General features: G+C 51.7%; 21 protein-coding genes. 8 read left to right on the forward strand and 13 right to left on the reverse strand.

Features of this window, described 5'->3' with window-relative positions:
- The 11 genes from IPQ00_01530 to IPQ00_01580 form a co-directional block, all read right to left on the reverse strand.
- Entirely contained in the window at positions 1-999 is a 999-nt protein-coding gene (locus IPQ00_01530) for an N-acetylornithine carbamoyltransferase (GenBank protein ID MBL0239247.1), read from the reverse strand.
- Positions 996-2159, reverse strand: coding sequence for an aminotransferase class III-fold pyridoxal phosphate-dependent enzyme (locus IPQ00_01535; protein MBL0239248.1), 1164 nt, complete (start codon positions 2157-2159; stop codon positions 996-998). The genes IPQ00_01530 and IPQ00_01535 overlap by 4 nt, the downstream gene beginning before the upstream one ends.
- Positions 2160-2280: 121 nt before the next feature.
- The gene (gene argC, locus IPQ00_01540) at positions 2281-3327 is read right to left on the reverse strand and encodes an N-acetyl-gamma-glutamyl-phosphate reductase (GenBank protein MBL0239249.1); all 1047 of its coding nucleotides are present in this window, start codon (positions 3325-3327) and stop codon (positions 2281-2283) included.
- Complete coding sequence (locus tag IPQ00_01545) at positions 3324-4385, reverse strand: hypothetical protein (protein MBL0239250.1); 1062 nt, start codon at positions 4383-4385, stop codon at positions 3324-3326. Before IPQ00_01545 ends, argC begins: the two co-directional genes overlap by 4 nt.
- Before the next feature lies 1 nt (position 4386).
- Positions 4387-4803, reverse strand: a complete 417-nt coding sequence (locus IPQ00_01550) for an ArgR family transcriptional regulator (GenBank protein MBL0239251.1) — start codon at positions 4801-4803, stop codon at positions 4387-4389.
- Between the two features lie 128 nt (positions 4804-4931).
- The gene (locus tag IPQ00_01555; protein MBL0239252.1) at positions 4932-6137 is read right to left on the reverse strand and encodes an MCE family protein; all 1206 of its coding nucleotides are present in this window, start codon (positions 6135-6137) and stop codon (positions 4932-4934) included.
- A gap of 9 nt (positions 6138-6146) precedes the next feature.
- Positions 6147-6986 carry an ATP-binding cassette domain-containing protein gene (locus tag IPQ00_01560; GenBank protein ID MBL0239253.1) on the reverse strand — a complete coding sequence of 280 codons (840 nt, stop codon included), beginning with the start codon at positions 6984-6986 and terminating at the stop codon, positions 6147-6149.
- Between the two features lie 59 nt (positions 6987-7045).
- The gene (locus tag IPQ00_01565) at positions 7046-7816 is read right to left on the reverse strand and encodes an ABC transporter permease (GenBank protein MBL0239254.1); all 771 of its coding nucleotides are present in this window, start codon (positions 7814-7816) and stop codon (positions 7046-7048) included.
- A 153-nt stretch (positions 7817-7969) separates the two neighbouring features.
- Positions 7970-8353 (reverse strand): hypothetical protein, encoded by a 384-nt coding sequence (locus tag IPQ00_01570; protein ID MBL0239255.1) that lies wholly within the window; start codon positions 8351-8353, stop codon positions 7970-7972.
- A gap of 168 nt (positions 8354-8521) precedes the next feature.
- On the reverse strand, positions 8522-9259 hold the full coding sequence (locus tag IPQ00_01575) for a hypothetical protein (GenBank protein ID MBL0239256.1): 738 nt from the start codon (positions 9257-9259) through the stop codon (positions 8522-8524).
- Positions 9260-9276: 17 nt separating this feature from the next.
- On the reverse strand, positions 9277-9855 hold the full coding sequence (locus tag IPQ00_01580) for an RNA polymerase sigma factor (GenBank protein ID MBL0239257.1): 579 nt from the start codon (positions 9853-9855) through the stop codon (positions 9277-9279).
- A gap of 238 nt (positions 9856-10093) precedes the next feature.
- Here IPQ00_01580 and IPQ00_01585 point away from each other — a divergent pair, with 238 nt between their 5' ends.
- Entirely contained in the window at positions 10094-10780 is a 687-nt protein-coding gene (locus IPQ00_01585; protein ID MBL0239258.1) for a hypothetical protein, read from the forward strand.
- Positions 10781-11108: 328 nt separating this feature from the next.
- The gene (locus IPQ00_01590; protein ID MBL0239259.1) at positions 11109-12575 is read left to right on the forward strand and encodes an AAA family ATPase; all 1467 of its coding nucleotides are present in this window, start codon (positions 11109-11111) and stop codon (positions 12573-12575) included.
- A 95-nt stretch (positions 12576-12670) separates the two neighbouring features.
- Here IPQ00_01590 and IPQ00_01595 read toward each other — a convergent pair whose 3' ends face one another.
- Complete coding sequence (locus IPQ00_01595) at positions 12671-14161, reverse strand: proline--tRNA ligase (protein ID MBL0239260.1); 1491 nt, start codon at positions 14159-14161, stop codon at positions 12671-12673.
- 147 nt (positions 14162-14308) lie between these two features.
- On the opposite strand from IPQ00_01595, the gene IPQ00_01600 reads away from it, so the two are divergent.
- On the forward strand, positions 14309-15487 hold the full coding sequence (locus IPQ00_01600; protein MBL0239261.1) for a proline dehydrogenase family protein: 1179 nt from the start codon (positions 14309-14311) through the stop codon (positions 15485-15487).
- 41 nt (positions 15488-15528) lie between these two features.
- On the forward strand, positions 15529-16023 hold the full coding sequence (locus tag IPQ00_01605) for a hypothetical protein (protein MBL0239262.1): 495 nt from the start codon (positions 15529-15531) through the stop codon (positions 16021-16023).
- On the opposite strand, the gene IPQ00_01610 is transcribed toward IPQ00_01605, so the two are convergent.
- Positions 15994-16371, reverse strand: a complete 378-nt coding sequence (locus tag IPQ00_01610; protein MBL0239263.1) for a hypothetical protein — start codon at positions 16369-16371, stop codon at positions 15994-15996. The genes IPQ00_01605 and IPQ00_01610 overlap by 30 nt on opposite strands.
- Positions 16372-16400: 29 nt before the next feature.
- Here IPQ00_01610 and IPQ00_01615 point away from each other — a divergent pair, with 29 nt between their 5' ends.
- The 4 genes from IPQ00_01615 (at position 16401) to IPQ00_01630 (ending at position 19917) form a co-directional block, all read left to right on the forward strand.
- Positions 16401-16853: a nucleoside deaminase gene (locus IPQ00_01615; protein MBL0239264.1), complete on the forward strand. Its 453-nt coding sequence runs from the start codon at positions 16401-16403 to the stop codon at positions 16851-16853.
- Between the two features lie 32 nt (positions 16854-16885).
- Entirely contained in the window at positions 16886-18190 is a 1305-nt protein-coding gene (locus IPQ00_01620; protein MBL0239265.1) for an acetyl-CoA hydrolase/transferase family protein, read from the forward strand.
- A 21-nt stretch (positions 18191-18211) separates the two neighbouring features.
- Entirely contained in the window at positions 18212-19405 is a 1194-nt protein-coding gene (locus IPQ00_01625) for an acetyl-CoA C-acetyltransferase (protein MBL0239266.1), read from the forward strand.
- 71 nt (positions 19406-19476) lie between these two features.
- Positions 19477-19917 carry a hypothetical protein gene (locus IPQ00_01630; protein ID MBL0239267.1) on the forward strand — a complete coding sequence of 147 codons (441 nt, stop codon included), beginning with the start codon at positions 19477-19479 and terminating at the stop codon, positions 19915-19917.
- The last annotated feature ends 29 nt before the right edge of the window (positions 19918-19946 follow it).

The following is a 19946-nucleotide window of genomic DNA, read 5'->3' on the forward strand; positions in this document are numbered from 1 at the left end:
TTACTGTATGAGTTTGGCCATTATCGCCTTTTGAATATGTAGGCGGTTTTCGGCTTGATCAATTACTACGGAATTTGCCGACTCAATAACGCTGTCAGTCACGATGACATTTCGTCTGACCGGCAGGCAATGCATGAAGATTCCGTTATTCGTTTTTGCCATTTTTGCTTCGTCAACGATCCAGTCTGAACGATAGGCGGCACGCTTTTCGATTTCGATATTGGGGTTTCCGTAAAAATACTTACTGCCCCAGCTTTTGGCATAAACGACATCAACTCCGTCATACGCCGACCGTGGATCATTTGAATAATGGACGCTTCCGCCGTTTGCCGCGGCCTGAGACTCGATCTCGGCCAGGAGATCGCTGTCGAGTTCGTAGCCGTCGGGGTGGGCGATGGTCAGGTCGTGGCCAAATTGGGCTGCGGCAAGAGCAAAACTGTTAGGCACGGCCATCGGTAGCGGTTTTGGGTGCCACGCCCAAGTCATAAGGACCTTTCTCTTTGTGGCACCGAATTTCTCGCGCATCGTCATCATATCCGCCATCGACTGACACGGATGATGCATTGCGGATTCGAGATTGATCACCGGCACGCTGGAATAGCGGGCAAACGCTTTGAGGACAGGGTCGGTTCGCTCCGTCTCCCAGTCCTTCAGCTCAGCAAATGTGCGAACACCGATCGCTGACACATAGCGTCCCAGTACTCGGACAAACTCTGCCAGATGTTCGGTCTTGTTGCCGTCCATCACGACGCCGTCACGGTGTTCAAGCGTCCACGAAGTGCCGCCGGGTTCGAGTATAACGGCGTTACCGCCGAGTTCGTAAATGCAGACCTGCATCGACGCACGGGTCCGAAGGCTCGGGTTAAAAAAAACAAGAGCGATCGATTTTCCGACGAGAGGTTTTTCGGGCGAACCGACGGATTTGATGCCGATAGCGTGGTCGATCAAGTTATCGAGAACTGAGCGGTCAAGATCAGATGTTTTTAGAAAGTGTGTCATTTTTTCAGTTCGTTGACCAACAGGTCGATCTCGTCGGTGCTGGCCATTAGTGGCGGCAAGAGTCGGAGTACTTTGGGGTCGCTCGAGGTACCGGTAATTATGTTCTTTGACAACAAATATTTGTGCTTATCCGAACAAGGCTCGTAAAACTCGATCCCTAGCAGGCAACCCTTACCGCGGATCGCTCGTATATCTGCAACATCTGAAAGTGAGGCCCTAAGATGTTGTTCGACCCGTGCAGCGTTTCGGATCATATCGTCGCTCTCGATCGCATCGAGTGTAGCCAGAACGGCGGCCATTGCGAGCATACCGCCGCCAAACGTAGTTCCGAGGTCGTTAGTCTTGATCGTTGCGGCAACACGATCGCTCACAAGGCAAGCACCGACCGGAACGCCGCTGCCGAGCGATTTAGCCAGTGTCACAATATCGGGCACAACACCGCCGGCATTGTCGCTGCCGGCAAAGAACCAATTGCCGGTTCGGCCAATACCGGTTTGAACCTCGTCAAATATCAGAACGATCCCGAGATCGTCGCATACTTGGCGAAGACCGACAAAGAATTCCGGCTCGGCCTCGCGGACGCCGGACATCGACTGGATGGGTTCGATCATTATCGCGGCGGTATCGCGGTCGGCCAACCTCGCAACACTAGCGAGGTCGCCGAATTCGGCGCATTCGTGAAAGGGAACGTTTGGCCGGCCGATCTCACGATATTTGCCCAAAAAGGTCGCCGAGATGGCATCGGCGGTGCGGCCGTGAAATCCGCCGGAAAAAGTTATGACCTTTTGACGGCCTGTCACCATCCTGGCCATGCGCATTGCATTTTCGTTAGCTTCGGTGCCCGAGTTGCAAAAGAAGACCTTTTCCAGCGGCGGCGGAGCGATACTGACCAGCTTTTCGGCTGCTCTGGCCCGGATTTCGGAAAAGACGAGGTTTGAATAAAATATGACCTTTTCGGCCTGTTCTGCGATTGCCTTTACGACCCTCGGATGGGAATGGCCGGTCGCACACACCGCGTGGCCGCCGTAGAGGTCGAGATATTTATCGCCTTCGCTGGTCCAGATCCAGGCTCCGCGGCCGCGTTCGACGGCGATGTCCATTTTGGCGTAAGTCGCTACCTGATCGGAGGATTCTATCGTACGGATCTTTTCAAAGTTCATTTTCTTTTGTGCGAACTAAATATCGTCTGGACGCCGTTTGAGGCTATTTCTAATTTGGGGCGAGATCATTTTCGCAAGTTCTTTGACATCGCTATCGTTCATTTCAGATGATCGCCGCAATTTAGGGATTTGTCCCGACCAGGTTAAGAGCGGTTGTTTCTTCGAGCCCGAACATCAGGTTCATATTTTGCACCGCCTGACCCGCCGCACCTTTGACCAGATTGTCAATCGCGGCGAATATCACCACGTCTCGGCCGCTTGTATGCACGGAGATGTCACAATAATTCGTTGTCTTTACCCAATTGATGTCCGGTGACCCCTGAACAAGACGTATAAAGAAGGAATCTTTGTAAAAATCACGGTATATCTTTTGAATAGCCTTGGCGGAAATTGGCTCAGTCAATTCCAGGTAACAAGAAACAAATATTCCGCGGGCGACCGGCAAACTATGAGTCATAAATACAAACTCGGAAGTAAGTGCACCAACGGTTGTTAAACATTGCTTGATCTCAGGCAAATGTTGATGAACAAACGGTTTGTAGGCATAAAATGATGTCGTCCGTTGCGGGTGATGAGTGTTGGCAGCCGCCTTTGCTCCTGAACCGGACGATCCCGTCTTGGCGTCGACGATGATCTTGCCCGTTAGGCCACCGTTTTTCACAAGTGGTGCTAAAGCGAGCAGTGTAGCGGTAGCAAAGCAACCGGGATTCGCGATGTATTGTGCGTTTGAGATCTCGTTGCGATTGACCTCGGTCAAACCGTATACAAATTTGGACTGAAGGGCGGACGCGGTGTGCTCGATCTTGTAAAACTCGGTAAAGATCGCCTTGTCGTCGATCCGAAAGTCGCCCGATAGATCGATCGCTTTTACCTGTGCAGGTAATTGGGGGATCAAGGAAAGTGCGTGCCCGTGCGGAAGGGCGAAAAAGGCGACATCGATGTCGGTTAAAGCGGAAAGGTTTTCGGGCAAACGCTCAAAGATATGTTCCGAAATCCCGAAAAGGTTTTTGTGGACCTCGCCGATCGGCTTTCCGGCGTGTTCATTCGCAGTAATGAGTACTATTTCGACATTTGGGTGAAATAGCAGAATGCGCAATAGTTCGCTTCCGCCGTAACCCGATCCGCCGAAGATCGCCACTCTGGTCTTTTGTTTCGGTTTATTTGTCATGCCGCTATCTTTAGCTTATGGACGGGTGCGTAGGCGATTTCGAACAGTCTTGACCCGTCGCGTCGGGCATTACCGGCAGTGTATCCAAATTGAGAAGTGAGGTAGTCCTCGCCCATTTGGGAATCGGTAACCGAACCGGCCACAACATCAATATTTAGGCCAAAGCGGGCAAGTACGGTAGATCCGCCGATGACACCTACGTAATCGGATGCACAAAATACGAATGTGGTAAATGCCGTCTGGAATTCAATGTCCTTAAGTACAGAGTCGACAGAATATCCTCCGACAATGCCGTCGCCAAGTTCGACAACGATCAGGTTGGGGGAAAGGGAGTTTAGGTGGTTAAGGATCGATTTGGCGGTCGGAACCAAATCATCAACATTTGCGGTCGAGGGCAGTCCACAGTCCATAAAGCTTGCGGTAACAAAAGCTCCGTGGTCCTGCATATTTAGCGTATCACGCAGGGCGGCAACACCGGTCAATTTAGCTCCGGCGACCCGAAGACCGCGATGGCTTGCTTGTTTGATGATCTCCGTGGCGGCGACCGTCTTACCTGAATTCATACAGGTGCCGGCAATAACGATAATAGGGGCCGACGGGTCCAGCGTATTTGCCGGAGCCAGTGCTCCGTCACCAATGTTAATAGTTTTACCACTTGGTGAGCAGGCGGAACCCAGTACTTCGACCGGAATCGCGTCGGAAAGGGAAGAATGGTGCCCGCTGCATATTCCGATGACGCCGCCCATATTTAGAAGGTTCAGGTGGTCGCCAGCCGAAATGCTTTTTGGCACGTCACCGACAAACCCCTTTAGGGCTCGTCTAGCTCCTAGTACTCCGACAAGTATGTCGCCCGTTGTTATTCGGGCAAGTCGTCCATTAGCGAGCTCGATATTACCGTACGTTGCGGATTCACCGAGTGCTCGGACGACCACGACGTCACCTGAACGCGGCTCCGTATTAGCTTTATTAACCAGAATATCGTGTGGCAAATTCAATCGGGCCGCCGCCGACCCGATCTTATCGACCCTTATTATGTTTGACTGTAGATCGTTTGCCATTCTATTTCGAGAGCACGTCCCAAAGCCGCTTTATTGCGAGTCGCTGTTTGGGGCCGTTTTCGACCGCGATCATTATCGTGTCGTCACCCGCTATCGTTCCGACAATTTCCTTGATCTTGGCGGCATCGATCTTGACGGCGATCGCCGAAGCGAGACCGGACTGGCAACGAGCGACGATCAAATTTTCGCCAGCGATCGCGAGATCAATAATCCCGAATCCGGACATTGTGGATTTCCGGGGCGAAGCGTAATTCCCCTTGACTTTGACGATTCCCAGTTCTACAAGATCCCGGGAAACGCTCGCTTGCGTGACGGCAAAGCCGCGATCTGCGAGTAATAAGACTATCTGATCCTGACGGCTGACTCGATCGCTTTCGATCAGACCCAAGATCATCTCTTGTCTTGCTGGCTTTTGCATAACGTTTGGGAATATACCCTTACACTGGTCATTATACGTATATTCTGTAAATTAAGCGTAGTTTATACAGACCGACCGCAAACGTCAATCATAGTCGCTCAATTTCTTGTACGCCAGATTCGAGATATCTAGAATATTGCGAGTTTTATTCGGAGAAACTTTTTTGGATTTTGTCTGAAGTCGTAGAGGAACTTGGTGCCTTCACTCGAAAATTGATTAATGTTCGATGCAGTTTGGTTCAGGTTATTAAATAGTGTCTCGTCCGTAACAAATCGTCCGAGCGTGCCTTTTCCGGCCTGAGCATCGGACAGGATGGATTCGATCCGTGCGGTGGTAGAGTTAAAGCGACTGATGGCCTCGCGAGCATCATCATACAACTTTTCATCTTTGAGAAACTTTCCGGCAGTGCCCTTGCCATCTTTTAGGTCGGCGGTTACGAGTTTGATGTCCGCGGCAATATCGTTGATACTGCCCACGGATTTACGAAGGTCGGCGATTGCGGCTCTTGTTTCATTGTAGAGAGCGTCGTCGTTTACGAATTTGCCGGCACTTCCGCGACCGGCCTTTATGTCTGCAGAGATCGATTCTAATTGTGCGACGGTTTTATTTAAGCCGTCGTAGAGGGCAGGATCATTGACAAGCTTTCCGGCAGAACCCTTGCCCTCGTTGATCTTTTCGATCGTTGTTTGCAAGCGGGTCATTGTCGCCCGGGTCTCCGTCACGGCTCCGTCAAGGCTGCGGTAAAGCGATTCGTCATTGACGATTCGGCCGAGTGTTCCCTCGCCTTGATTCGCTTTGTTCAAGATCTCGTTTGCCGGTATCGCCAGCATATTGATCTGTTTGAGGAGATCGTTGCCGGTGGAGGTCAGTTGGTTCATCGATATTGCGGAATTTGACTTGAGGATCGTGTCATTCTCGACTGGAGCACCCTTCTCGGTCCCGGTCGTAATGTTGATCATTTTATCGTTGCCAAGTACTGACGTCGCAACAAGAGTAGCCGTTGAATCGGTTCGGATGAGTTCGCCGATGGGCTTTTTATCGAGGACCTGAACGATGCCGAGAGTCGCCTCTATACGCTCGCCCTCAGGACTGTCCGCCGGCAAAAATTTAACGTCCTCGACCTTTCCGACACTTATGCCGGCAAGCTGCACTTCGGCATTCTTGCGAAGTCCGTCCGCACTGGGAAAGCGGACGCGAAGCTTCATCTTCTTCTCGAACGGATTAAAGTCGCCGCTTGAGTTGATAATGAGGAAGCCGAATACAAGCAGAGCTGCGAGCATAAATATGCCGACACGCAATTCACTGATACTTAATTTTTTACTTGTTCTCGGCACTATTGTTAGTTACTTTCCACGAATAAAACGATGTATATACGGGTCATCGGCATCCTTGAGTTGTTCGTCCTTACCACTGAAAATGATTTTCCCGTTTCTGAGCATCAAAACCTCGGTATTTATCAAACAAAGAAAGTCACCTTCAGTCTGAAAACTGACCTCGCCTTTTCCGTCAACGATAGCATATTCCGAACTGAGATACTCAAGATTATTCATTTCGTGAGTCACAAAGATCGACGAAACGTCTTCGAGATCGCGGAGTTTGATCGCAAGTTCGCAAATTGTTCGGGCAGTGGGAGGATCAAGCCCGGCCGTTGGTTCGTCAAAAAGGACAATGCTAGGATTACCCACCAGAGCTCTCGCGATACCGACTCGGCGCCGCATTCCTCCGGATAACTCACTCGGCATTTTGTCGATCGCGTCATCGAGGTCGACAAAATGGAGCATTCGCGTGACTTCGTGTTCGATCTCGTCATCGTCCACGCCTTCTTCGATCAGTCTATATGCAACATTGTCGTACACCGAAAGCGAATCAAAAAGAGCTCCTTCCTGGAACACCATCCCGATCTTTTTCCGAACAGCCATCAGATCTTGGTCATCGAAGTCGGTTATGTCTTCACCGTCCACCAGGATTTGGCCACGGTCGGGTTTAAGAAGTCCGAGAATAAGATTAATAATCGTCGACTTTCCGCTGCCGGAGCCACCGAGTACGATCTTAGTTTCACCGCGACGGACTGCAAAGTCGACGCCGTCAAGTATCACCTGGTCGTCAAAGGCAAGATGCACATCCCGAAACTCGATAGCGGGTATGACACGCGATTCAGCGTCCGCCACTCGATAGGTAGACATCTCCGGTTCCAATTTAAGAGAATTGTCGGTTGATAAAATCGACATTACCGAGCCACCTGTTAAAACAGCGTGCTGCTAAAAAGTCCCTGCAGCAACTTCGAAAGAAAAAAGTCGGCGACGATCACATTGATCGAGGCAGAAACAACGGCATTGGTCGTTGACCGGCCCACGCCGACGGTTCCACCGGTAGTATTTAGCCCCTTGTAACACGATATGATCCCGATAATAAACCCGAAGGTTAGGGGCTTAATGATCCCGCCGATCAGATCCTCAATATCGACACCCGCTCTCACAGATGAAATATAAGTATGTGTATCCAAACCGTAGATCTGTTGAGCGATAATGCCGCCGCCAAATAAACCGAACATATCGCAGGCAACCGTCAACAGCGGCAGTGCGATTACCAAAGCGATAATCCTTGGGGTGACCAACTTACGGACCGGCGACGTGCCGAGAGCACGCATTGCATCGATCTGTTGCGAAACTACCATCGAACCGAGTTCAGCTGAGATGGAAGAACCAACGCGGCCTGCGACCATCAGTGCCGTCAAAACGGGCCCTAGCTCCCTTATCAGTGTCGTTGCTACGCCCTGTCCGGCATTGCTCTGAGCTCCGTAATATTCGAGCGTCGGATACGCCTGTAGTATCAGCACGCCGCCCGTAAAAAAGCCTGTAAGAATCACGATCCCGAGCGATCCAACGCCGATATGATCAAGTTGATTAATTATTTCTGCAAAATATCTGGGTTGCTTCCTGAGCCCCTTGAGCATTCTAAAGATCAGATTCCCGATCCCCTGAAACTCGAAAAGTATTTTGGTTAGTGGGTTCATTTCCTGGACGTTCGACCGTATATTGCTCTCGAATAAGATTACAACGAACGGGGAAGAACGCAAAACGGAAATGTTGTACATCTAGCCAATAGATTTTTGTTATTCGGTGGCTAAATACTTTGTAAACGAAAGTACGAATTATATACCGATATGTTAGATCGGACGCGTTTGCCGTTTAAGCTGACGCTTTACGAAATTCTTTTTCCGACGCACTTGGCTATCTTCGCGATTTCCTGAAAATCGTTGTCGAAGTTCCCGAAAGCGCGCCAGTTGCTCCGGCGTCAGTATTTGTCTGATGGCAAATTCGTTCATAAACCTAAGCTTGATCACCTCGGATTGTGCGAGTTGAGCCTGACGCAGTCGGTCCTTCACGAGTTGTTCGTCCACGGTGTCGGAATAAATTGCATCGTCGAGGGATCTGTTAGCTTCACGCACCTTGGCTTGGGCCTCAATCAATAACGGCCGGCGTTCCATATTCGTCTTGCGGATCTGACGTATTTGGTCTTGCGTAAGGCCCAATTGTTGAAGAACATCCATACGGAGATCCGGAGATCTCTCGCTATTTTGCGGGCGAATAGCTTCCCGTGATGGGGGAGTAACAGTTACGTCTTGTGCTAAGGCAGACGCAACGAACGCTGTCATTACGATCGATGAGCAGCAAATGAGCTTATTGAATATACTGTTCATAACGTCACACTGGGCGAACTATTCGATCGAATCGACCTCGGAAAACAGATCCGAAAGCCTAAGTGAATCATCAGCATCATCGTCATTACCGCTAAGAGTTGGTCGCGATTCCGGACGATAGCTTCGGACAAGTTTTGCTTGCACCGTAACAGTCGGATTATTCGTTACGCGGGTTACGTGAGCAGATTGCCTGGATATTTGTGAGCCGGAAACCTTGACCGCCGTCTCGGCACTAACCGCTCTTTTCGCCGGCACGACTGCGATGTCCTTGGCGGCGGAAGGTGTTTCATCCGGTGCCGGTGATCTAGCCGATACTGCTGCATCTGGTGAAACGATCCGCTTTGTATTGGCAGCAATCTCCGAGTTGCCGTTGTTCAATCCAGAGAACGCGAATACTCCAATGCCTATCAATACTGCAATGGTACCAAATGCTGCTGCTGCCGTTTGCCAGACCGGAAAACGGGGTACAGAAAAGGTCTTTTTCAATCGTGCGATTAGACCCTCTGACGCAATTACCGGGTTGTCATATGGAATAACAAAATTTGGTGTCGGAATTGATGCAAACTCCACTTGATTCCATTCGTAAACCGAAAAACGAGCTTCCGCGATCGCCGCCAGTTCATCCGTACATATACCGCAGTCGACGATGTGAAGTTCAAATCTCTCACGCTCGACCGCCGCCGATTCGCCGTAAATGTAGGGAACGATCTCGGCGACCCGTTCACAATTAATAACTTGAATTGTGCTATCTAACATATATTTACCTCGAGCGATCACGATACTTCCAACGGCGTCCTCTCCAACTTCATCTTTAACTGCTTGAGTGCGGTGTAAAGCCGGCTTTTAACCGTACTGAGCGGCACCTCAAGCGTTTCAGAAATTTCCTGGAAGGTCATCTCCTCAAATTCCTTCATAACAACGATCTGGCGAAGATCGCCCGGCAGTGCTCCGACGGCGGCCCGGACTAATGTTAGGCGTTCGACCTTTTCTGCCTCGTTTGCCGGAGAATACTTTGCCGCTGCGACAAATACTCGATCCTCAGAACCGTCTTCGTCGTCTAAAAATTCCTCACTTCGCGAACGCGCCTTTCGTTTCGTGGTCAAGCACTGGTTCACTGCAATTCGATGCAACCACGAGGAAACCTTGGCGTCGCCGCGAAAGTTCTTAAGATTTCGGTACGCCGCTATGAATGCCTCTTGGGCGGCATCGTGGGCCTCGTCCTCGCGACCGAGCATACCGAAACAGAGAGCGAATATCTTACGCTCCCAACGTCTCACGATCTCACCGAAGGCTTCGGGATTCTCCGAAACTGCCAGATCCACCAATTGCTCGTCCGATAGGTTAATCAACATCCGTCAGCTTAAACGTCTAGCCCTATACGAAAATATAACAGTACATTAAGCCCGTCACCCAACAAGGGCTCAAGTGTTTAGATGAATACAATCCCGGGAAAGTCGGAAAATATTGAGTAGCGGAGCGGAATCCTATCCCTTCAACCGCCCCGCGGCATTTTAGTCACCCTCTCTTCACCGTTCGCACCGAACGATGCTATCATCTACCTCAGCCCATCATTTTAGGGAGATTTACGCTATGGGAATTCTTGTAGGTATCGACGGAACGGGAAGTGCAATGATGCACGGAGCTAGTCGCAACGCGGCTTACGACGTGGCATTTGCCGATAGTTTTGTCCGGCGGCTATGTAATGGCGGCGGCCCGCACGCCAAGTATTTTCGCGGCCCGGTCGCTCTCGGCGGTGGACTGCTTGACGCGATCAACGGAGGCTTTAACCACATACTAAGTATGAAAGCCGCAGGCGTCAAGGCTCCGGTCCTGTTGACCGGTTACAGTCGCGGTGCCGCGGGCGTCACAGCACTTGCGAAAAAGTTAAAGGGCGTGGATATTTCCGTCAGAGCTCTACTGCTGTTCGACTGCGTCGACCGGCATCTCTTTATTGACTCTGAGGTCATCCCGAACAACGTCGAGTATGTCTTTCACGTTGTACGCGACCCCGACGCCAGTTCCCGCGAGAGTTTCGGCAACGATGCTATGCGTTACCGACCGCCGACAGTGTTTCCGACTGCCTACAAATTTATGTGTACGCACGGCGGAATGGGCGGTTGTCCGTGGACGCCGGGCGAAGATGAAACAATGACTTCCTTCATCGACGAGGGCGGCTACGACGGTATGACAAAGGTGACGTATAAGCAGGACGCATACGTTTCGGGTCAGATATGGCGATTCGTGCAGCCTTTTGTCCAAGTTCACGGTTTTGTGTGATCACCGGTGTGCCGAAAATTACCCAGTTTTCAAAGATCTAAAGTAGCTAACACTATTTTTGCACGGACCAGGAACGACGTTCCGGTCCGTTTTTCTTGTGTACGGCGGCGGATTTCGCCTCTCACCCGCGACCTTGTCCCACAAATAGTTAAAGTGGGACAAAAGGCGGGACAAGTTAAACTATTGAAATAACGCACGATATCGGTTTTGTCCCACTGTCCCACGCATTTTTATTGGCTGTCCTATCTGTGCAACACCTTGCATTGAGTGCAACATTTAGTATATACTTTTTCACAGACGTGTCAATAGATTTTTCCGGGAGCCCACAATGACGATATCCGCAACTTTAGCCGCAAACCCAACAACCGAACACTCCGGCGTATTCGTGATCAAGAACGCCAACGTATGGAAAGACGATCCGGCCGCGAGACCCAAACCCGTGCAATTGTTTGAGGATTTCTGGTTTGAGGGTGAAATGGCTCTTTTATTTGGGGTGTCGGGCAAAACAACGCTCGCGGTGCAGATCGCCGAATCGATAGCTAGCGGTCGTATCATAGAGACTGCGGTGATGACAGCGGAGGCTCAACCCGTTCTTTACCTGGACTTATGTCTAAGCGAAAAGCAGTTCGGGCTTCGCTATACGGCGGATCTCGAAATGGAAACGGACGTTGCACCGTCTGATGACTATGAATTTTCGCCTAACTTCAAACGGGTCGAGATGACTGCGGACACCACGATCCGCACTGCCGACGATTGCGACAAATTTGGACAGGGAATAGAGTGGTTGGTCGAGAAGACCGGGGCAAAGGTGCTGATCATAGACAATATCACCGCATTTCGCTATTCAAGCGGTGGTACGATCGGCGAACTAATGCTTCTGCGTGAGCTGAATCGTCTAAAACGTGATCTGGGGCTGTCGATACTGGTGATCGTTAACAACGAGATCGGGAATGCGGGCCGCGCTCTGAATGTTTCAGACCTAGGGCCGTCGAGGATACTTGCGAATTTCGTCGATTCCGTTTTTGCCATCGGCAACAGTGGCAATGATGGGCCGTTCCGGTACCTCAAGCATTTGCGTGCTCGTGGAACCGAGGTGACGTTTGGCGGCGATCACACGCCGACATTCCGTTTGTGTAAGCTCGACGGCAATTTTCTCGGGTTCGAATTTATTGACTTTTTTGACGAATACACGCAGTTAAACGGATTTGGGAACGGTATTTCCAAACAAAATCTGAGGGAGGTTTTTGCCTTGAGGGACGAGAACTACACGATCCGGGCGATCGCCGAGGACCTCGAGATCTCGAAGTCAAAAGTCCATCGTCTGCTGCAAATGAAGCGACCCGCCGAGCCAAAACCGCCGCCGCCGCCCGTCGAACCCGAGCCGGTGTGGAGGTCGACGCCCGAAGCGTATCCCGGCGAACGTACCGACGCGTATCTAAAGAGCATCGGCCTCAAACCAACCTGGAAGATCGAGCACGAGGCAAAGCTTGCAGCTGAGGCAGCTGCCCGCGAGCCGACTTTTGACGAGTTCGAAAATGATATCGGAACAAAACCCGAGTCCGGTTCGGACCCGTTGCCGCCCGTTGGCACTGCGGGCGATATTGCGGCTATTACGTCCGCCGATCCGAGATTCGGCTTAAAGACCGCTATCGACGGCTACGGTGAAAAGATTTACGTCGAAAAGGAAGACGAACGCGGCAAACCGGTCATCTGGTACAAAACCGAACGGAACCGGACATACAGACGAGAGCGAACGCCGACCGGAATCCTCGCCGAAACGGTCGATACTTCGTGATCGATGTGAACAAGTCCGCGACTTCGTTACAAATCGTTTCTTCGAGATATTGACGGCTCGGACGGGCGGGGCTCAAACCTCACCTTTTATCCGTTTTAATACGCTCTTGCAAATACCACGCGTTTGGACGACGGATTGCCGGAAAAGACGCATTCTCCCGACTCCTCGGCGGCATCCAGAGGGATGCAGCGGATGGTTGCCTTGGTTTCGTCTTTGATCTTTTCTTCGGTTTCCGCGGTTCCGTCCCAATGGGCGAGAATGAATCCGCCCTTTTCGATCTGGTCTTTGAATTGGCCCCAAGTATCGACGGAGTGCGTGTTTTCCTCGCGGAAGGCAAGGGCTTTTTGAAAGATGTTGGCCTGGATCTCGTCGAGGAGATCGGTGATATATTTGACAAATTCGGCGTGCGAAGTGTCCGACAAACTTAAGTTTGTCGAGCTCTTGGCCAGAGTATCGCGTCGGGCAACCTCGACAGTGCCGGCCTCGATATCGCGCATACCGATCGCGAGACGGACGGGAACGCCCTTGAGTTCGTACTCGGCGAACTTCCAGCCGGAACGCTGGTTGTCGTTGTCGTCAAATTTGACCGACACGCCGGCGGCACGGAGTTGATCCAGCAATGGCTCGATCTTTTCGGTGATCGTCGCGAGATCCTCCGGATTGCGGTAGATCGGGATAATTACGACCTGGATCGGTGCGAGTTTGGGCGGCAGGACGAGTCCCTGATCGTCCGAATGGGCCATTATCAGTGCTCCCATCAGACGGGTCGAAACGCCCCAGCTCGTCGCCCAAGCGAATTCCTGCTGATTCTCTTTGTTGACGAACTTTACGTCAAAAGCCTTGGCAAAATTCTGCCCGAGGAAATGCGATGTGCCGGATTGCAAAGCCTTGCCGTCCTGCATCAGTGCCTCGATACAATATGTCTCGATCGCACCGGCAAATCGCTCATTTGGCGATTTGAGGCCTTTGAGCACGGGTACGCCGATCCATTCTTCGGCAAATGTCGCGTAAACGCCGAGCATCCGTTCGGTTTCCTCGATGGCCTCGGCCTCGGTCGCGTGCGCCGTGTGGCCCTCTTGCCATAAAAACTCGGTCGTGCGTAAAAACAAACGCGTACGCATCTCCCAACGCACGATATTGCACCACTGATTGATAAGCAGCGGCAGATCGCGCCACGACTGTATCCAATTTTTATAGGTATTCCAGATGACCGCCTCCGACGTGGGGCGAATGATCAGTTCCTCTTCGAGTTTGGCGTTCGGGTCAACCATTAGGCCGCCGTTCGGATCGGCTTTCAGGCGATAATGGGTGACGACCGCACATTCCTTTGCAAATCCCTCAGCGTGTTCCTCTTCTTTTTCGAGAAACGATTTAGGCACAAAAAGAGGGAAATATGCATTCTGGTGGCCGGTCGCCTTGAACATATCGTCCAGAGCCCGCTGCATCTTTTCCCAGATCGCGTAACCGTAAGGTTTGATCACCATACAACCGCGAACAGCGGAGTTTTCGGCCAGGTCGGCGCGCTTTACGATCTCGTTGTACCATTCCGAATAATTTTCGGATCTCTTAGGAAGTGCTTTGGACATATCTTTTGGTGCCGCCGAGAGCCATTGTGCTCCGGGCGTGAATTCCAAATGATACGAGAAAAATCATTGATAGACAATGTGATTAGTTTGGCAAAGAGGTCGCCGCGGCGTTTGTTCTTTTCTGCAGTGTGATAAAATGCCGTTTTTATGAGCGACTTTAAGTTAGATTTTCACGACACAGAGACAGCCTTCGCTGACAAGTCGAATGCTGAACTGAAGGAAAAGCATCGGCTGTTTCGAATGCTCAATTCGCCGTTCCTTAACTCGATCGGCACCGGCATCACCAAGTTTGCTTTGGCGATCGGCCTGCCGGTCGAGGGCTTGATCAAAAACACCATTTTTGAACAATTTTGCGGCGGTGAAACTATCGAAGAGTGCGATACAGCGATAAAACGCCTTGGGAGCGCCGGGATCGGAACAATTCTGGACTATTCCGTGGAAGGCAAGGCAACGGAAGAGGATTTTGATCGAACGAAGGACGAGATCATCAAGACCATCGACCGTGCCAAAAACGACCCTACGATCCCGTTTTCGGTTTTTAAGGTAACCGGCATCGCTCCGCTAGGTACGCTTGAACGTATGAGCAGTAAGAAGAAGCTCGACGCAAAAAGCCAGGCTAAATGCGAGCGGATACATAATCGTGTACTTGAGATCTGCGAGCACGCATACGACTCAGGCAAGCCCATATTCATCGATGCCGAAGACTCGTGGATCCAGGATGCCATCGACCGTCTGGCGACCGAGATGATGGAGCGCTTCAATCAGGAGCGGGCGATCGTATTTAATACGTTGCAGCTTTACCGAAAGGATCGGTTGGAGTTTCTAAAAGAATCTCGGCGTGCGGCAAGTGCGAACGGTTATTTTTTGGGCGTCAAACTTGTTCGAGGCGCCTATATGGAAAAGGAACGTGCCCGGGCTGAGGAGATGGGCTATCCCTCACCCATTCACGAAACCAAAGCGGGAACTGACGCAGATTTTGACGAGGCTATCGAATATTGTCTGAAGCATCACGAAACAGTAGCGTTTGTTGCCGGCACGCATAACGAGGAGAGTACACAGAAGTTGGCTCGTCGGATGCACGAGCTCGGCATACCGCCGGATCATCCGAATGTATATTTTTCGCAGCTTTACGGTATGGGCGACTCGCTCTCCTACGTTTTGGCTAAAAATAAATACAATGTCTCGAAATACGTGCCGTACGGCCCGGTCACGGATGCAGTGCCCTATCTGATCCGCCGTGCAGAGGAGAATTCATCTGTTGCAGGCCACGTCAACCGCGAGGTCGAGTCCATCGAAAAAGAACTAAAACGTCGAAAATTGGGCTAAAGGTTTGTTTAGACCGAATACTTTCTCTACGAATGGCATCTATGTTTTGTCCGAAATGCGGCACCGCCGACCAAACGCCGGAAACATTCTGCCGCCAATGTGGTGGATTCCTGCCTGACTTTACAAAACCGGTCAAAAAGTCCCAAACCCCGCAAGATCACGTTAGGGCCAATCTATTCCTAAATGCGCTCACCATTGCCGTCAGTTTTACGCTGGCGATCCTTCTCTTTACTATTTTGGCGTTTAAGCCGGACACCCACCCGTTGATCCACTTGACGGTCGGATTATTGATCGCGATGGGTTTCTGGCACACGCAGACGCTCTGGCGTTCGATACTTTTGAGGCGGCATTTCAAGCGGGAAGTCAGAGCGACGGATATCCCCCGCGAATTGGATACAAACTCCTCCGCCGACGCTCATCAATTAAGCGAACCTGATTTTGAAAACTTCGTCCCCGCGAGTGTGACCGATCGCACGACCCGATCACTGGATAAGGTCGAAATCAAATCACCGCAATCCCAAGACCAGTCTGACTGACCGGTCCAAAACGCTTCGGCTGTCATCACTTTCCCACTGTAGAAAGGGAGATCTTTCGTCAAAAGTTAGTGGCGTATTTGATATGCGTGCCACCTGCGTGCTTTCGAACGCTCGGGTAGTAAGAGCGATGTGCGAATTGCTAACGGTAAGTCCGAGTGGGTTTGCGCAGGCCACCTCTGCCGATTCGACATCCGGAAACATTTCGTTATAGGCGGAAATATGCCACGTTTTATCCAAGCCCTCGCCGTGGACGGCAAGCACCCTCAGCACAGCGAAACCGGACTCAAGCTGAAAAACCAAAAAGTCACCGGGTTGAAAATTCTGTCCCATAATAAAGCAGATTAGCATATCGCCCCGATTCTCGATAAAATTCAGGTATGGGGATTTCGCCGGACTTTAATAAAATGCTCAACGTTGCCATAGAGGAAGCTCGCGAAGGTTTGGCAGAGGGCGGGGTTCCGATCGGTGCGGCTCTGTTTGACGCAGACGGCAATTTGCTTGGGCGCGGCCGAAACCGCCGCGTACAAGAAGGTGATCCGTCGGTCCACGCTGAAACGGACGCATTCAGAAAGGCCGGGAGACAGCGTAATTACCACGATAAAATAATGGTTACGACACTGGCACCGTGCTGGTATTGTTCGGGGTTGGTCCGCCAGTTTAATATCGGCACCGTCATCATCGGCGAATCGCGGACATTTACGGGCGGCATCGAATGGCTGCGCGAAAATGGCGTCAATGTCATCGACCTTGATTCGGCTGAGTGCAAAGAGCTGCTCGGCCGTTTTATTGCCGCTCAGCCCGATATTTGGAATGAGGATATAGGCCTGTGACGCCATAAATGATCCAGGCCACTACAAATCGTATGATAAATAAAAGTTCTGCGGCTGATGCCGTAAGTTGTATAAAATCCGGTGATCGAGTCTTCATTCACGGAGTCGCTGCCGCTCCGTTGCAGTTGATCACGGCAATGACGGCACGGGCTGACGAGCTCCGTGACGTCGAGATCGTCCATCTGCACACAGAGGGAACCGCACCGTATGCGGAACCGCAATACGAAGATAGTTTTCGAGTAAATGCGTTTTTTGTCGGGGCCAACGTCCGCAAGGCAGTCCAAGAAGGCCGCGGCGATTATGTGCCCGTGTTCCTCTCGGAGATACCCGCATTGTTTCGCCGGGGAATTTTGCCGATCGATGTCGCTCTGATACATGTTTCACCGCCGGACAAGCACGGATTTTGCTCACTGGGCGTATCGGTCGACATCGCAAAAGCTGCGGTCGAAACCGCAAAGATCGTGGTCGCACAGATCAACCCCAAAATGCCGCGAACCATTGGCGATGCACTCGTCGATATTCGAAGTATTGACCATTTTGTGGAGGTGGACGACGACCTGCCGGAGGCAACTCCGCCGGCGATCACAGAAGTTGACCGTGCGATCGGCGAGCACATCGCCGGAATGATCGAGAACGGGGCGACGCTGCAAATGGGTATCGGGTCGATCCCGAACGCCGTGCTTGCTTCGCTTAGAAACCACAAGCACCTCGGCATCCATACCGAAATGTTTTCAGACGGTCTGATCGACCTCGTGGAGTCCGGAGTGGTTACCGGAGAACATAAGATAAAGCATCCGGGCAAAATCGTTGCCGGGTTTGTGATGGGCACCAAGCGGCTTTACGATTTTGTCGATGATAATCCACAGGTATTAATGCTGGATATCGCATACGTCAATGACACTTCCGTCATCCGCCGCAACCCGAAGGTGACCGCGATTAACAGTGCTATCGAGGTGGACCTGACCGGTCAGGTTTGTGCCGATTCGATCGGAACGCGGCAATATTCCGGCGTTGGCGGCCAAATGGATTTCATTCGGGGAGCATCATTATCGGAGGGAGGTTTGCCGATCATCGCCCTTCCGTCCACGACCAACCGGGGACAGAGCAAGATCGTACCGTTCTTAAAGGAAGGTGCGGGAGTCGTGACCACGCGTGCACACGCTCATTACATCGTGACGGAATACGGGATCGCGAATCTTTATGGTAAAAACTTGCGGCAGCGCGCGGCTGAGTTGGTCAAGATCTCACACCCGGATCACCGCGAGGTTCTGGATCGAGCGGTTTTTGAGCGTTTTCATTCGATAGCATCAGATCATTTGCATTTAACACAAGGTTAATTTTAAGAGGAATATACGGAAATGAGTAATTTAAGACAAGCAGTCATCATCAGCGCCGTTCGCACGCCGACCGGTAAGTTTCAGGGAGCATTGAAGGGAATGACCGCACCGGACCTCGGAGCTGTCGCTATCAAAGCAGCGGTGGAACGTGCGGGAATCGCGCCGACCGACGTTAACGAAGTAATAATGGGATGCGTAGTGCAGGCCGGCATCGGACAGGCTCCCGCCCGTCAGGCCGCTCTGAAGGCCGGTCTTCCGCCGGAAACGTCGGCACTCACGATCAATATGGTTTGCGGTTCCGGCCTGAGGGCGGTCGCTCTAGCGTCGCAGTCGGTGCAGCTTGGCGATGCCGAATACGTTGTCGCCGGCGGTATGGAATCGATGTCCAACATCCCATACGCGATGCCGGGAGCACGCGAAGGTTATCGAATGGGTAATCAGACTGTAACGGATCTGATGGTGATGGACGGGCTATGGTGTCCGTTTGAGAATTGGCATATGGGCAACACCGGTGAGGTCGTCGCGGAAAAGTACGATATCACGCGCGGCGAACAGGACGATTACGCCTACAATTCACACCGCAAAGCCGCTGAGGCTCAAGCAGCAGGGAAATTTAAGGACGAGATCGTGCCGGTCGAAATACCCCAGAAAAAAGGCGATCCGGTCATATTGGACTTTGACGAACCGGTAAGGCCCGAGACCACCGCGGAAAGTCTCGGCAAGTTGCGACCCGCATTTAAGAAGGACGGCGGTACCGTCACCGCCGGCAACGCTCCGGGCGTCAATGACGGTGCGTCGGCCGTAGTGGTCACATCAGCCGAAAACGCCGCTAAACTCGGCATCGAACCGCTCGGTCGAGTGGTGGCGTGGGCATCGTCAGGGATCGAGCCTAAGCTGATAATGATGGCTCCGGTCCAGGGCGTTCTAAACGTACTCAAAAAGGCCAGTTGGGAGATGGGCGACGTCGATCTTTTTGAATTGAATGAAGCATTCTCCGTTCAGGCACTGGGTGTAATGAAGGAACTCGGACTCGACTTGAACAAGGTGAATGTCAACGGCGGCGCAGTTGCGCTCGGTCACGCGATCGGCAATTCCGGTTCGCGGATACTGACAACGTTGCTATATGAAATGAAGCGTAGCGGTGCAAAACGAGGTGTCGCGGCACTCTGCCTGGGCGGCGGCAACTCGGTCGCTATGGCCGTCGAACGCGACTAAATTATCTTGCAACCAATTGCGGGTCACCGGCGTAAATGGTGGTGTCGGAACGATATTTACGAGGTGTACTAATGACGTCCAGAGAACACAACAGACTTATCGGCATTCTCCTAATGGCCCACGGCGGTCTTCAGGCGTTATCGATCGTGATGATATGCATCATTTACGCCGTGATCGGCTCAGCGATAATGGTCGGCGGCCGAGGCAATGATAGGATAGTCGGTGTATTCTTTATTGCAATGGTATTCGCAGTCGTAGTGGTTTCGTTGCTGTTTATTTTACCCCAATTGATAGGTGGTTATAAGATCTGGAAGGAAAAGCCCGGTGCGCGGAATTGGGGACTCGCCGGCAGCATTACATCGCTGCTTTCGTTTCCGTTCGGTACCGCGGTCGGTGTTTACGGACTCTGGTTTCTATTCGGCGAAGTGGGCAAGCATTTCTACCTTGGCGGCACGCCGCAGCAAATGATCACTGCCGATCCGGAACCGCCTCCGCCTAATAGTTGGCAGTAAGGGACTTCGATCGATCAACATAACGGGCG

The sequence above is a fragment of the Chloracidobacterium sp. genome (assembly GCA_016720705.1).
In the GTDB taxonomy this organism is placed as follows: domain Bacteria; phylum Acidobacteriota; class Blastocatellia; order Pyrinomonadales; family Pyrinomonadaceae; genus OLB17.